This is a genomic window from Bradyrhizobium sp. FW305-F6 (assembly GCF_058782905.1).
Genome location: NZ_JBYSYD010000001.1, coordinates 612,832 through 626,808 on the forward strand (window position 1 = coordinate 612,832; position 13,977 = coordinate 626,808).

The following is a 13,977-nucleotide window of genomic DNA, read 5'->3' on the forward strand; positions in this document are numbered from 1 at the left end:
CGGCAGGCTCAAGAGCAAACGCTCTATCCTGCACGCGCCGCGCGCCGCAGCGCCTGCGGAGGCTGGCCGAACGCGCGGATGAAGGCGCGCCGCATCCGTTCGGGATCGCGGAAGCCGGTCGTTTCGGCAACGCGCTCGATCGCCTCGCGCGAGGACTGCACGCGTTCGCGCGCGACTTCGAGCCTGAGCCGCTCGATCGCCTTGGACGGCGTCGTGCCGGTCTCGGCGGCAAAGGCGCGGGCGAAATGCCGGGCGCTCATGCCGGCGCGATCGGCGAGGTCCTCCACGGTCAGTGGCGCATCGAGATTTTCACGCGCCCAGGACAGCAGCGCGCCGAAGCGGCCGTTCGGCGTCTTCAGCTCCAGCAGCGACGAGAATTGCGACTGGCCGCCGCTGCGGCGGTGGTAGAGCACGAGCTGGCGCGCGGTCGCTTGCGCGACCTCCTCGCCATGGTCCTCAGTGATCATCGCGAGTGCGAGATCGATCCCGGCGGAGATGCCCGCCGACGTCCAGACATTGCCGTCCCGCGTGAAGATCTGGTCCGGCTCGAACTTGACCTTCGGATAGCACGCCACGAAATCGCGCGTCCGCCTCCAATGGGTGGTGGCGCGGCGGCCGTCGAGAAGTCCCGCCTCGGCGAGCACGAAGGCGCCCGAGCAGACGCTCGCAACGCGCATGCCGCGCTTAGCCAGCCGCTGCACGAAGGCCCGCGTGACCTCGCAGCGTGCGGCGTCGGCGACGCCCGCGCCGCCGGCTACGACCAGCGTCGTGATCGCATTCGCCGCCTTGAAGTCACGCGCCATCATCTCAACACCGGACGAGCTGCGCACCAGCCCCGGCCTCGCCGCCAGCACGCGGATGGCCGGCGCCTTGCCAATGCAGCGCTCCGCAATCTCGAACGCCGAGATCGGGCCTGCTGCGTCGAGCAGCTGAAAGTCCGGGAAGATCAGGATTCCGATCATCGGCCAAGCGTATGGATATGTCCGAAAGTGAGGGAATTATGCCATTTCGGACACAAGAGCACCATGTCATCCTGCCCCCGTCAAGTGCATTGTCGGAGGCTCCCATGTCGTCACCGCTTCAGATTGGAATCCTGGTTTTCCCACGCGTCACCCAGCTCGACTTCACCGGGCCGTTGCAGGTGTTCGCGATGGTTCCCGGCGCAAAGCTGCACCTGATCTGGAAGACGATCGAGCCGGTGCCCAGCGATTCCGTCCTGATGCTGACGCCGACCACGAGCTTTGCGGATTGCCCCCAACTCGACGTCATCTGCGTGCCCGGCGGTCAGGGCACCAACGACCTGCTCAACGATGAGGAGATGCTGGATTTCCTGCGCCGGCAGGCTGAGGGGGCCAAATACGTCACCTCGGTCTGCACGGGCTCGCTGGCGCTCGGCGCCGCCGGCCTGCTGAAAGGCTACCGCGCGGCCACCCATTGGAGCGCGATGGAGATGCTCAGCCAGTTCGGCGCGACACCGACCAAGACGCGCGTCTGCATCGACCGCAACCGCATCACCGGCGGCGGCGTCACCGCAGGCATCGATTTCGCCCTCACGCTGGTCTCGGTCATGGTCGATCGCACCACGGCGGAGGCGATCCAGCTTCAGATGGAATACAACCCGGCCCCGCCGTTCAATTCCGGCTCACCCGACACCGCGCCGGCCGAAGTGCTGGCGCTGCTGAGGGAGCGCGGCGCGCAAAACCAGGCGCAGCGGCTCGAGGCGGTGAAGCGGGCGGCGGAACGCGCTGCGTCCGGGGCAAGAAACGTCGGGTAAGTCCTCGACAGAAAAAGGCCGCCCGGTTTCCCAAGCGGCCTTTCCTGTCTTACGGCGGCTGCACATTCACATCGGGCGATTTGGGAGCTTCCAGACCGGGGGCCTATCTCCCGATCGAGGCCCTTCCTCGGCGGCCGCTGCATCTCGGGACAGTCGCGAGCTGTTGCCCGAACCGAACGCGATGGTCTCCCATCTCCGCAAGATGGGATCATTCAGCCGCATCGCCCGCCGCAATGCAACGCCTACGCAGGCCACGTCCCCGCTGTTACCGTTGTCCACAGCGACGCGACGCGGATGCATGTGCATCCTCTTCGAAGAACGACGTTCGTTGATAGATCGGAAGGCTAGCCGGGCGTCCAGGGCTGATAGTCGCCGGTCGCCTTGGGACGCTTGCCGCTGGCGAGCGTCGAGCCGGAGGGCCGGTAGGCCTTGGCCGTGCCGGTCAGATTCGGCTGGTGCGGCTTTTCCCACTCGCGCGGCTGATAGTCGATCTCGGTCGGCGGGGTATCGACGACGTGATGCATCCAGCCATGCCAGGACGGTGGAATCCGGCTCGCTTCGGCGTAACCGTTGTAGATCACCCATCGCCGCTCGAAGCCGAGCGCCGGATCGATCGCGCCGCCCCGGGTGCGGTAGTATCGGTTCCCCTGCTCGTCCTGGCCGACCAGCTCCCCATACCGGCTGGTCCAGAGTTGGGTGCCAAACGTCTGGCCATTCCACCAGGTGAAGAACTTGAGGAAGAATTGTTTCATGCGGCGCGGGCCCTGCTTGGTCGGGCCCTGATGCCATCCGGGCGACGAAATGTCCAGTTCGGCCAGCTTTCACGATGTGCAACCGCACCTCCATGATCGCAAATCGGACACGAACCGTTCATGCCGGGTACAGCGTGCGCGCAGGAGGCTCAATTCCCGCGCGACCGGCACGATCCCCAGGAACTCCTGCCCAATCATGGGGTTTGCTTGAGGGAAAAGGAGTTAAACCATGAACAGTTTGAAAGTTTTGAGTGCTGCAGCAGCGCTGGCGCTCGTTCTACCCATGACCTCGCCTAGCTTTGCCCAGGGAGGGGGTCCCGGCGGCGCTCGGGGCGGCGGCGGTGGTGGCGGAGCAGCAATGGGCGGCGGCGGCGGTGGTGCATCCATCGGCGGCGGCGGCGGTGGCGGCCGGATGGGCGGCGGTGGCGGCGCATCCATGGGCGGCGGCGGTGGTGGTGCAGCCATCGGCGGCGGCGGTGGCGGCCGGATGGGTGGCGGAGCGGCATTCCAGGGCGGAGGCCGCGGCATGGGCGGCGGTGCCGCCATGCGTCCGAGCACAGGCAATTTCGGGGCCGGACCTGCGGTCCGTCCCGGTGGTGGCGGCAACTTCGCAGGGGCTTCCCGTCCCGGGATTTCGCCGTCCTACGGCGGGCCTCGCCAGTATGCAACGGGAGGCAACTGGCGTGGCGGCGGCGGCCGTCACTGGAATCACAACCATCGTCGCGGCGGCGGCTTCTTGCCGGGCTTCGCGGCTGGCGCTGCCATCGGCGGGATCGGCTCATACGCCTATTATGGCAACGGCTATGGCTATGGCGGCTACTACGATGATCCCTACTACTACGGCAGCAGCTACTATGATGAGCCCTCGGTGGCAGTGGTGCAGGATGGCGGCGGCGACTCCGCCTATTGCGCGCAGCGCTTCAAGTCCTACGACCCGGCGTCGGGGACTTATCTGGGTTACGATGGCAAGCGGCATCCCTGCCCGTAACCGAATCGCCAACGCGTGAAGCAAGGGGCGTCGCAGTGATGCGGCGCCTCTTTTGCGTTGAGGTGCTTGTCGTCTGTTTCCGCACAGTCGCGGGCGCTAGGCTGCCTACGCAATGCAAACGTGGCTTATGCACTGCGCCGTGCATATCAGCAGCGATCCAATCCAAAATTGACCCGGCCCACGATTCGCGGATATCACAATCAAGTGGGGACCTCGATTGCTGGGAGTGTCATGCCGCGTATTCTCGTGGTTGATGACGATCCGATGGTTGGCGCGACCATCGAAGTCCTTCTGCAACGTCAGGGCTTCGACGTCACGCTCACCGACGGCGGCGAAACAGGGCTGGCCGCGCTGGAATCGCAGGCCTTCGACGTCATGCTGGTCGACATCTTCATGCCTCATATGCGCGGCTTCGAATCCATCCGCATCTTCCACGAACGTGCGCCGAGCACTCCGCTGATCGCGATGTCGGGCTACGCCTTCGCCTCTTCCGCCTCGCCCTCTCCCGACTTTCTCCGCATGGCGCTGGAACTCGGCGCGACGCGCTGCCTGCGCAAGCCGTTCACGCCGGAAACGCTGCTGACCACGATCCGGGAATGCCTGGCCGGCGCCGGCGAAAGCGCGCCGCCGAAGGACAAGAAAGAAGCCCCTTGATTGCAACGCAGCGCGTCATTCTGGGTGCCGGACTTGCCATCCTCCTGATCATCACTGCGGCCTCGATTGCCCTCGACGTCAAGGCGCGGTCCGACGCGGCATGGGTCAATCATACCGTGCGGGTGCAGAAGAAGATCTCGGATCTGCGCCTGCTGCTGCGCCGGGCCGAGAGCGCCGCGCGCGGCTTTGAGATCTTCCGGAGCCAGGCTTTCAGCACCGAATTCGAAGCCGCACGCGCCGGGATCGCGCCGGCGCTCGCCGAGCTCAAGCGCAGCCTGCGCGACAATCCCGAACAGGTCGCGCTGCTGGAGGGGATCGAACCCCTGGCGCTGCGCCGGGTCGAGATTGCGGCTGAAGCGATACGCCTGCGCGCGGCGAACGACGAGGCCGGCATCGCCGCGCTCAACAGCAAGGCCGAGGGCCGCGGCCTGATGCAGACCGTGATGGTAGACCTCGACCATCTCAGCGCGCAGGAAGAACGCCTGCTCGCCGAACGATCCCAGGATTCGCGCCGCACCGGCATCGTGCTGCTCGGCATCGACGTCGCGGGCGCCGTGCTCATCCTTCTGCTGGTCGCGCTCGTGATGCGCGAAAGCCGCCGCGCGACCGGCGAGCTCCAGACCTCCCTGGAGCAGACGCAGGCCGCCAAGGCGGCGCTCGAAGATGCGGTGGCTGAGCGGACGGAGCACCTGGTCACTGCGCATGACGAGCTGCGGCTGTCGGTCAACGTGCTGCAGAGCACGTTTCGCAGCATGGCGGAGGCGGTGCTGGTCATCGACGCCGAGGGCAACGTACTGCTGTCCAATCTGGCCGCCGAGCGCATGCTGCTGCATCGCACCGGCATGAACCTGCGCAATCTGCGCGCGCTGTCCGACGTGTTTCACGGCGACGGCATTACCCCGCTCGCAGCCGACGAGCTGACCTCGGCGCGCGTGCTGCGCGGCGAGCAGTTCGAAGAGCTGGAAATGATCGTCCGCCCGCACAGCGGCAATCCGTCCCGCCATCTCATGATCAGCGGCCGGCCGATGCGGGACGGGCAAGGCAATGTCTCGGGCGCGGTGCTGGTCTATCACGATGCGACGACCTCGCGCGAGACCGAGCGGCAGCTGCACCAGTCGCAGAAGCTGGATGCGATCGGCAAGCTGACGGGCGGCGTCGCGCACGACTTCAACAACATGCTGACCGTCATCTCCGGCAACACCGAGACGCTGGTGGAGAGCCTGAGGGACCAGCCCGAGCTGCAGCGCACCGCGCGGCTGATCGACGATGCCGCGGAGCGCTGCGCCGAGCTGATCCAGCATCTGCTCGCGTTCGCGCGGCGGCAGCCGCTCGAGCCGCGCAACGTCGACATCAACGCAGCGATAACGGATATCGCCAAGCTTCTGCGCCCCACTCTCGGCGAGCAGATCCAGATCGAGACGGTGCTGGAACAGGGGCCGATGACGACGCATATCGACCCGTCCAGGCTGACCAACGCCGTGCTCAACATGGCGATCAACGCCCGCGATGCCATGCCGAACGGCGGCAAGCTGCTGCTGGAGACTCACCGCGTCGTGCTGGACGAAGCCTATGCGCAAGCCAATGCCGACGTGACGGCGGGCCCCTACGTCATGCTCGCGGTCAGCGACACCGGCACCGGCATGCCTCCCGACGTCCAGCAGAAGGCGTTCGAACCCTTCTTCACGACCAAGGAGGTCGGCAAGGGCTCGGGCCTCGGCCTCTCCATGGTCTACGGCTTCGTCAAGCAGTCCGGCGGCCACATCAAGATCTACAGCGAGGAAGGCCACGGCACCACGATCAAGCTCTACCTGCCGCCTGGCGAAGGCACCGCGGAGATCGCGGCCGCCGTGGGGCCGCAGGCCGCGGGCGGCGCCGAGACCATCTTCGTGGTCGAGGACGACAACCTCGTGCGCAGCTTCGTCACCGCCCAGCTCCAGAGCCTCGGCTACAAGACGGTGTCCGCGCCGGACGGCAGGACCGCACTCGACATGATCGAGGCCGGCCAGAGCTTTGATTTGCTTTTCACCGACGTCGTCATTCCCGGCGGCCTGAGCGGCCGCGAGCTCGCGCTGGAGGTGGAAAGGCGCCGGCCGGGCGTGAAGGTGCTCTACACCTCCGGCTACACCGACAACGCCATCGTCCATCACGGCAAGCTCGACGATGGCGTGATGCTGCTGACCAAGCCCTACCGCCGCAACCAGCTCGCCGAGATGATCCGGAGAGCGCTGGGCAGCTAGCCCCGCGTCGCCAGCACCACCGCCGCCAGCGTGAACACCAGGCCGGCGATCTGCCCGGCCCCGAGTGGCTCGCCAAGAGCGAGCGCCGAGGCCACAACGCCGATCACGGGCACCGCCATGGTGCCGATCGCGGCGACCGAGGCCGGCAGGCGCGCGAGCGCCGCGAACCAGCTGACATAGGCGATGCAGAACTGTCCGACGACCGAATAGACCAGCAGCCACCAGCCGAGCGGCGTCACGTTCGACAAATGTGTGGTCTCGATCAGGAGGCCGACGATCGAGATCGGCAGGCAGCCGATCCCGATCTGCCAGGCCGCGGCCGTGAGCGGCGGCAGCTGGATCGGGTACTTCTTCGAGAGCACCGTGCCGAGGGCGAAGCCGAACGCGCCGACCAGCACCATGATAATGCCCGGCAGCTTCGCAGCGCTGGCGGCGATGCCGTTGCCGCCCATGATCGAGCCAAGCCCCGCGAAGGCCAGCACCAGCCCGAGCGTGCGCGGCACCGTCGGCCGCTCCCCGAGCACCGGCCAGGCGATGATCGAGGCCCAGACCGGCATGGTGTAGGCGATCAGCGCCGCCTCGCTCGCCGGCAGCCAGAGCAGCGCCAGCCCCATCAGCACCATCCAGCCGGTGACGTTGAGCGCGGCCGCGGTGAGCAGGCGCGGCCACATTGCGCCCGGAACGCGCAAGCCCTGCCCGCTCAGCACCGCGAGCAGCGCCAGCAGCAGCGCGCCGAGCACGCCGGTGACCCCGCGCAGCGTCAGCGGCGGCAGTTCGCCCAGCAGGAATTTGGTCACCGGCCAGTTGAAGCCCCAGCCGATCGAGGTGATGGCGAGGAACATCAAGCCGGCCGGGGCGATGCGCTGGCGCAGCACCGGCTTCGTCGAATCAAGCATGTGGGTGGTCCGGCAAAATCGAGTGTCAGCTTGGCCCGGATTTTCGCCCTGAACCACCAGTCTGGCGGACATGCCTGCCCTCGCCTTCCGTAGGGCTACGTGAGTCCTGCTGGCGCAATCCCTGCGCCCAAAAATATACCTGCCCTGTGAACAGCGGGATGAAGCTCCGCATCATCACGAGATGCGAATTTTTTCAGTTGGGAATCCCTGAGGACTCACCGATACTTGGGTCCACAACAGGCGCGGCGAAGACCCCTGTTATCCCCCACAATCCACCATATTTAGTATTTGATTCAGGAACTCGCACTAGTTCTTGACGGGCGCAACGGAGAGTCCTAGCTTTCGGTCCGTTCGGCGCGAGTGAGTTTGCGTCCCGCCGGCACTCCCCCAAAGGGCACCGCAAATTTCAGCTCCGCCGGCCAGCCAAAGGCAGCGGATGAGGGCTTGTCTGCCCTCGAAAGGCGGAACTCCTGGGGCGCAAGAACGGGCCGGCAACAGGCTCGGATGGCACTGGTTGAAGTGACGGCGTGGGCGTTGAACGCATGTCGGGCTCATCCCCTTGGGGGCGGATGGGCCTGGACAGGCAGGCGGGATGATCGATGCGCGCATCGGGCCATCGCGTCGGGAGAACAAGGGCCGGGTCCACCGGCTGAGCTGCGGAGCCCAAAGGCCAACGGCCGCGGGAGCCGCGAAGTGAAATGACGACCCGGCACGCCTGAACGGAGGCGGGACCGGTCAAAGAATAAGGACGGGGCAAGACATGCGGATTGAGCGGCGCCACACCACTTCGGGACAGTCACCTTATGCGGGAATCGAATTCCGGCTGACCACGTCGGAGATTCGCAATCCCGACGGCTCGGTCGTGTTCAAGCTCGAGAACGTCGAGGTCCCGGCCGAGTGGTCGCAGGTCGCCTCCGACGTGCTCGCCCAGAAATATTTCCGCAAAGCGGGCGTTGCCGCGCGCCTGAAGAAAGTCGAGGAGGAATCCGTCCCCTCCTTCCTGTGGCGCTCCGTGCCCGACACCGATGCCCTCGCGGCGCTGCCCGAGAAGGAGCGCTTTGTCAGCGAGCTCAGCGCAAAGCAGGTGTTCGACCGCCTCGCCGGCTGCTGGACCTATTGGGGCTGGAAGGGCAAGTATTTCTCCACCGATGACGACGCCCAGGCCTTCTACGACGAGCTCCGCTACATGCTCGCCATGCAGATGGTCGCGCCGAACTCGCCGCAATGGTTCAACACCGGTCTTCACTGGGCCTATGGCATCGACGGCCCCGGCCAGGGCCACTATTACGTCGACCCCTTCACGGGCAAGCTGACCAAGTCCAAGTCGGCCTATGAGCATCCGCAGCCGCACGCCTGCTTCATCCAGGGCGTCGGCGACGACCTGGTCAACGAGGGCGGCATCATGGACCTCTGGGTCCGCGAAGCGCGCCTGTTCAAATACGGCTCCGGCACCGGCTCCAACTTCTCGCGCCTGCGCGGCGAAGGCGAGAAGCTCTCCGGCGGCGGCCGCTCGTCCGGCCTGATGAGCTTCCTCAAGATCGGCGACCGCGCCGCCGGCGCGATCAAGTCGGGCGGCACCACGCGCCGCGCCGCCAAGATGGTCGTCGTCGACGTCGATCACCCCGACATCGAGACCTATATCGACTGGAAGGTGAAGGAGGAGCAGAAGGTCGCCGCCCTCGTCACGGGATCCAAGATCAACCAGAAGCACCTCAAGGCGGTGCTGAAGGCCTGCGTCAACTGCGAAGGCTCGGGCGACGATTGCTTCGATCCCGAGAAGAACCCTGCCCTGCGCCGGGAAATCAAATTGGCGCGTCGCTCGCTGGTGCCCGATAACTACATCAAGCGCGTCATCCAGTTCGCAAAGCAGGGCTACAAGGACATCCAGTTCGACGTCTACGACACCGATTGGGACTCGGAAGCCTATCTCACGGTCTCGGGCCAGAACTCCAACAACTCGGTCTCGCTCCGGGACGACTTCCTGCGCGCGGTCGAGACCGACGGCGACTGGAATCTGAACGCCCGCACCTCGAAGAAGGTGACCAAGACGCTGAAGGCGCGCGACCTCTGGGAAAAAATTGGTTACGCCGCCTGGGCCTCGGCCGATCCGGGCCTGCACTTCAACACCACCATGAACGACTGGCACACCTGCAAGGCGTCCGGCGACATCCGCGCCTCCAATCCGTGCTCGGAATACATGTTCCTGGACGACACGGCGTGCAACCTCGCCTCGGCGAACCTGCTGACGTTCTACAACACCGACACCAAGCGCTTCGACGTCGAAGGCTATGAGCATCTCTGCCGGCTCTGGACCCTCGTGCTCGAAATCTCCGTGATGATGGCGCAGTTCCCGTCCAAGGCGATCGCCGAGCTCTCCTACGAGTTCCGCACTCTCGGCCTCGGCTACGCCAACATCGGCGGCCTCCTGATGACCATGGGCCTGCCCTATGACAGCAAGGAAGGCCGCGCGATCGCCGGCGCCCTCACTGCGGTCATGACCGGGATCACCTACAAGACCTCGGCCGAAATGGCCTCCGAGCTCGGCACCTTCCCCGGCTACAAGAAGAACGCCGCGCACATGCTGCGCGTGATCCGCAACCACCGCCGCGCCGCGCATGGCCAGTCCAACGGCTATGAGGCGCTCAGCGTCAACCCGGTGCCGCTCGACCTCGTCTCCTGCCCGCAAGGCGACCTCGTCAGCCACGCCCAGGCGGCCTGGGATGCGGCGCTCGAACTCGGCGAGAAGCACGGCTATCGCAACGCCCAGACCACGGTGATCGCGCCGACCGGCACGATCGGCCTCGTCATGGATTGCGACACCACCGGCATCGAGCCCGACTTCGCGCTGGTCAAGTTCAAGAAGCTCGCCGGCGGCGGCTACTTCAAGATCATCAACCGCGCCGTGCCGGCCGCGCTGCGCACGCTCGGCTATCGCGAGAGCGAGATCGCGGAGATCGAAGCCTACGCCGTCGGCCACGGCTCGCTGGCGAATGCCCCCGGCATCAACGTCACCACGCTGAAGTCGAAGGGCTTTACCGACGAAGCCATCGCCAAGGTCGAGAAGGCGCTGCCGACCGCCTTCGACATCAAGTTCGCCTTCAACAAGTGGACCTTCGGCGAGGACTTCATCCGCGACCAGCTCGGCATCGGCGCCGAAGCGATCGCAGCCCCCGGCTTCGACCTGCTCCAGGCCGTCGGCTTCACCAAGCGCGAGATCGAGGCGGCCAACGTCCACATCTGCGGCGCAATGACGGTGGAAGGTGCCCCGCACCTCAAGGCCGAGCACTATCCGGTGTTCGATTGCGCCAATCCCTGCGGCAAGATCGGCAAGCGTTATCTCTCGGTCGAGAGCCACATCCGCATGATGGCGGCGGCGCAGCCTTTCATCTCGGGTGCGATCTCCAAGACCATCAACATGCCGAACGACGCCACGGTGGAGGACTGCAAGTCCGCGTACATGCTGTCGTGGAAACTGGCGCTGAAGGCCAACGCGCTCTATCGCGACGGCTCCAAGCTCAGCCAGCCGCTCAACTCGCAGCTCATCAGCGACGATGAGGACGAGGACGATGCGATCGAGTCGCTCCACGAGAAGCCGATGGCGGCGCGCGCCACCCATGTGGCCGAGAAGGTCGTCGAGAAGCTGGTCGAGCGCATCATCGTGATGCGCGAGCGCGAGAAGATGCCCGATCGTCGCAAGGGCTACACCCAGAAGGCGGTCGTCGGCGGCCACAAGGTCTACTTGCGCACCGGCGAGTACGATGACGGCCGTCTCGGCGAGATCTTCATCGACATGCACAAGGAAGGCGCGGCGCTCCGCTCCTTCATCAACAACTTCGCCATCGCGGTGTCGCTCGGCCTGCAATACGGCGTGCCGCTCGACGAATATGTCGACGCCTTCACCTTCACCCGCTTCGAGCCCGCGGGCCCGGTGCAGGGCAACGACAGCATCAAGTACGCGACCTCGATCCTCGACTACGTCTTCCGCGAGCTCGCGGTGAGCTACCTCTCCCGCTTCGACCTCGCCCATGTCGATCCCAACGAGACGGGTTTCGACGCGCTCGGTAAGGGCGTCGAGGAAGGCAAGGAGCCCGACGAGGACGGCGGCCACCATGCCACCAAGCTTGTCTCGCGCGGCCTCACCCGCTCGCGCACGGACAATTTGGTCGTGATGCGCGGCGGCTCGGCTGCCATCAGCCAGGGCAACGACAGCGCGCCCTCGGGCGGCAGCAAAGTCACGGCGATGGCGGCCCACGCCACCAGCGCCCGCCTCGGCGACGCCATCGAAGGCGCCGTCGCCCTGAAGCAGGAGGTCCAGCACGACCTCTCGCCGACGGAGAAGCTGGAAGCGCTGCAGTGGAGCAAGGCCGGCAGCGCCGCGACCGCAGTTCCGACCAAGGCGGAGCGTCGCGCGGAAGCCAAGGCCAAGGGCTACGAAGGCGAGATGTGCAGCGAGTGCGGCAACTTCACGCTGGTGCGGAATGGCACGTGTATGAAGTGCGATACTTGCGGAAGCACGACGGGGTGTTCGTGAGGGGGTGGCCTCTTCACAAGTATCGCCTTACCAAAACTTCATCGCGAGCATCCCGAAGGGCGGCCGGAAGGCCGCCCTTTCTGCGTCTGCAACGGGTCGCGACATCATTCGATGCGAGACAGAGAAGCAGATTGCAACTGGCTGGAAGTTCACCCATCGGGAATGCTAAACTCTGCAATCGGGGGGAAACATGACTGACGAAAAACCTCAACACAGCTCGGCTACTAAAATAACAACACTCGATGTTATCAAAAACATCAGCGTGGCCCTAATAATTGCGTTTGTCTCGTATTGGATTCCAGTCTTCATTGACCAACTCTACTCGCCAACGGAGGTCAGATATCATCGCGTTTCGCTGGGGCCGCTTTCTGGCTATCTGTTCTCAATCCAAAACTATTCCCGACGTCCAATAGACGACCTGTCTGTATTTATCCACACGCCGAAGGAGATTGGCCCTGTCTATCAAGATGGAGCGATCGCTATCGAGGTCGTAGCGTCTGCACATCCGGCTATGGTGAAGATGAAAACCATCGCGCCTCGCACGGAGGCGACCCTCTTCATCGCGCTCGATTCCAATCTCGAAGAAAGCCAAGTGAGAATAAGCTCCAGTGCGACGATAACTCGTTATGAGGATACAAAGTTTCTGACGAGCCCAATTTGGAGCCCAAGCACCTTCTTCAGCTCAACATTTATGGCGCTCGTATACTTCACATTCGCGCTCTACGTCACCTCGCATCGGCGCCACATGGCGTCGGAAGTTCAAAGGCTTCGCAGTGAGATGACCCGCCTTTCTGAAGAGGACAATCGAAGGATAGAAAGAGCTGACAAACAGATCGAGGATCTGAAATGGAGAATGATGAGAGCCCGCGTTCAAATGGTCCGGCTTATCACTCGCCTGAACGAAGAAGTAGCGGTTTGGCGACGATTTTTTACGTCAGTGTACTCGACGGTCTTTAGCGGCAAAAGCGACGCCGAACCTGTTATGGAGGTTATTCTTAAGCTTTCCGGCGTTCATCTAACGAAGCGCCTCCGTGAATATTCAGACACAGAGTTTCTCCAACTTTTGGAGGAGAGCGCGCGCAACAGGCCGGAGGTTCGTGCCGGAAATATCGACAACTAGAGCCTCGGCATAAAGTTCACAAGTTAGGTAGAACGCAAGGATCCCCATCACGTGCAATGGAGTCGATGATGGCTTCGCCCGAGCCTACAACAGTGACAGTGGTGGACTGCCCCCTTTAACTGAGACACGACAATTACAGTGACAGGGGTTGTCACGATGCTTACTGCGCATTGTTTTGCGCGAAGGCCGTTTCGAACTCAAGTGGCGATTGATATCCGAGGGCCGAGTGCAGGCGCTCCTTATTGTAAACCTCCGCGATGAAGCTGTTGATACGGGTACGGGCGTCGTTATTACGTTGACAGTGCACTAAATTCGTTCGTATCGCCGGACCGGCTACTTCAGCTAACTTTCACCTGCGTCCGTGACTAAGTGCACACGCATCCGCCTCCGAATTGCCTTTGCGGTCGAGCCCTTCCCTCCTAAACTGGCCAACCCCACCGGCATCGGTTCCAGCGGGCCCGGTAGACGCGGAGTAAAAATCATGCCCAAACCGGAAAGCTTCCCGATCGAGACAATCTTCGTTCCCACGAAGCAGAAGAAGGCCCTCAATCCCGCCACCGTCGCGGAGATCGCGGAAAGCATGCTGGAGATCGGACAGCAGACCCCCATTTCCATCCGGCGCGACGGAGACCGCCTCGTTCTGGTCGAGGGGCTGCATCGGCTGGAGGCCTGCAAGGCGCTCGGCGAGACGACCATTCTCGGCGTCGTCGTCACGGCGGAGTTTGCTCAAGCCAAGCCGCTTCTCGCCGAGCGACCCGAGGTCGAGGCGGAACGCATCAAGATGGCGCGATTGAAACAGTTGCGCCTGGAGAGGGAAGCCGCGGAGGCTGCGACGGCTGGCGCGAGGAGCGCGGGCGCGTCACAGGCGCAGCGCGACCGCCCGGCCGCAGGCGCCCGCGGCAATCCGAAGGCGCCACTGGCCCGGATTGCGAAATCCAAGCCGAAATCATTGTCGGACTGGATCACGCAGCAAAAGGGCAGCGGCGGCCGCTATTAATGGCCGGGCGCCGTCATTCCGGGGCGCG

10 protein-coding genes are annotated in these 13,977 nt (G+C 64.4%); 7 read left to right on the forward strand and 3 right to left on the reverse strand.

Annotation, left to right across the window (positions count from 1 at the left end; genetic code table 11):
• Nucleotides 1–23: 23 nt before the first annotated feature.
• Nucleotides 24–962, reverse strand: a complete 939-nt coding sequence (locus AC3WLX_RS03005; RefSeq protein ID WP_492334633.1) for a GlxA family transcriptional regulator — start codon at nucleotides 960–962, stop codon at nucleotides 24–26.
• 104 nt (nucleotides 963–1,066) lie between these two features.
• Between AC3WLX_RS03005 and AC3WLX_RS03010 the strand changes: the two genes are divergently transcribed.
• Complete coding sequence (locus tag AC3WLX_RS03010; protein WP_492334634.1) at nucleotides 1,067–1,774, forward strand: DJ-1/PfpI family protein; 708 nt, start codon at nucleotides 1,067–1,069, stop codon at nucleotides 1,772–1,774.
• A gap of 344 nt (nucleotides 1,775–2,118) precedes the next feature.
• On the opposite strand, the gene AC3WLX_RS03015 is transcribed toward AC3WLX_RS03010, so the two are convergent.
• Nucleotides 2,119–2,526: an NADH:ubiquinone oxidoreductase subunit NDUFA12 gene (locus AC3WLX_RS03015; protein WP_291630142.1), complete on the reverse strand. Its 408-nt coding sequence runs from the start codon at nucleotides 2,524–2,526 to the stop codon at nucleotides 2,119–2,121.
• A gap of 229 nt (nucleotides 2,527–2,755) precedes the next feature.
• Between AC3WLX_RS03015 and AC3WLX_RS03020 the strand changes: the two genes are divergently transcribed.
• From AC3WLX_RS03020 to AC3WLX_RS03030, 3 genes are all read left to right on the forward strand, one after another.
• The gene (locus AC3WLX_RS03020) at nucleotides 2,756–3,514 is read left to right on the forward strand and encodes a BA14K family protein (RefSeq protein WP_492334635.1); all 759 of its coding nucleotides are present in this window, start codon (nucleotides 2,756–2,758) and stop codon (nucleotides 3,512–3,514) included.
• A gap of 231 nt (nucleotides 3,515–3,745) precedes the next feature.
• A complete protein-coding gene (locus tag AC3WLX_RS03025; protein ID WP_291627804.1) occupies nucleotides 3,746–4,168 on the forward strand; it encodes a response regulator in 423 nt (140 codons plus the stop codon).
• Nucleotides 4,165–6,405 (forward strand): CHASE3 domain-containing protein, encoded by a 2,241-nt coding sequence (locus tag AC3WLX_RS03030; protein WP_492334636.1) that lies wholly within the window; start codon nucleotides 4,165–4,167, stop codon nucleotides 6,403–6,405. Before AC3WLX_RS03025 ends, AC3WLX_RS03030 begins: the two co-directional genes overlap by 4 nt.
• On the opposite strand, the gene AC3WLX_RS03035 is transcribed toward AC3WLX_RS03030, so the two are convergent.
• Nucleotides 6,402–7,301 (reverse strand): DMT family transporter, encoded by a 900-nt coding sequence (locus AC3WLX_RS03035; protein WP_492334637.1) that lies wholly within the window; start codon nucleotides 7,299–7,301, stop codon nucleotides 6,402–6,404. The two genes, AC3WLX_RS03030 and AC3WLX_RS03035, sit on opposite strands and share 4 nt — an antisense overlap.
• Before the next feature lie 760 nt (nucleotides 7,302–8,061).
• On the opposite strand from AC3WLX_RS03035, the gene AC3WLX_RS03040 reads away from it, so the two are divergent.
• The 3 genes from AC3WLX_RS03040 to AC3WLX_RS03050 all read left to right on the forward strand — a co-directional run bounded on the left by AC3WLX_RS03040 (nucleotide 8,062) and on the right by AC3WLX_RS03050 (nucleotide 13,949).
• A complete protein-coding gene (locus tag AC3WLX_RS03040; RefSeq protein WP_492334638.1) occupies nucleotides 8,062–11,832 on the forward strand; it encodes a vitamin B12-dependent ribonucleotide reductase in 3,771 nt (1,256 codons plus the stop codon).
• Between the two features lie 190 nt (nucleotides 11,833–12,022).
• Entirely contained in the window at nucleotides 12,023–12,952 is a 930-nt protein-coding gene (locus tag AC3WLX_RS03045) for a hypothetical protein (RefSeq protein ID WP_492334639.1), read from the forward strand.
• Nucleotides 12,953–13,433: 481 nt separating this feature from the next.
• Nucleotides 13,434–13,949: a ParB N-terminal domain-containing protein gene (locus tag AC3WLX_RS03050; protein WP_492334640.1), complete on the forward strand. Its 516-nt coding sequence runs from the start codon at nucleotides 13,434–13,436 to the stop codon at nucleotides 13,947–13,949.
• Nucleotides 13,950–13,977: the final 28 nt, after the last annotated feature.

What these genes read in the sequence shown, in the direction of transcription:
- AC3WLX_RS03005 (WP_492334633.1), bottom strand. Translation starts at nt 962, where the DNA reads ATGATCGGAATCCTGATCTTCCCGGACTTTCAGCTGCTCGACGCAGCA.
- AC3WLX_RS03010 (WP_492334634.1), top strand. Translation starts at nt 1,067, where the DNA reads ATGTCGTCACCGCTTCAGATTGGAATCCTGGTTTTCCCACGCGTCACC.
- AC3WLX_RS03015 (WP_291630142.1), bottom strand. Translation starts at nt 2,526, where the DNA reads ATGAAACAATTCTTCCTCAAGTTCTTCACCTGGTGGAATGGCCAGACG.
- AC3WLX_RS03020 (WP_492334635.1), top strand. Translation starts at nt 2,756, where the DNA reads ATGAACAGTTTGAAAGTTTTGAGTGCTGCAGCAGCGCTGGCGCTCGTT.
- AC3WLX_RS03025 (WP_291627804.1), top strand. Translation starts at nt 3,746, where the DNA reads ATGCCGCGTATTCTCGTGGTTGATGACGATCCGATGGTTGGCGCGACC.
- AC3WLX_RS03035 (WP_492334637.1), bottom strand. Translation starts at nt 7,301, where the DNA reads ATGCTTGATTCGACGAAGCCGGTGCTGCGCCAGCGCATCGCCCCGGCC.
- AC3WLX_RS03040 (WP_492334638.1), top strand. Translation starts at nt 8,062, where the DNA reads ATGCGGATTGAGCGGCGCCACACCACTTCGGGACAGTCACCTTATGCG.
- AC3WLX_RS03045 (WP_492334639.1), top strand. Translation starts at nt 12,023, where the DNA reads ATGACTGACGAAAAACCTCAACACAGCTCGGCTACTAAAATAACAACA.
- AC3WLX_RS03050 (WP_492334640.1), top strand. Translation starts at nt 13,434, where the DNA reads ATGCCCAAACCGGAAAGCTTCCCGATCGAGACAATCTTCGTTCCCACG.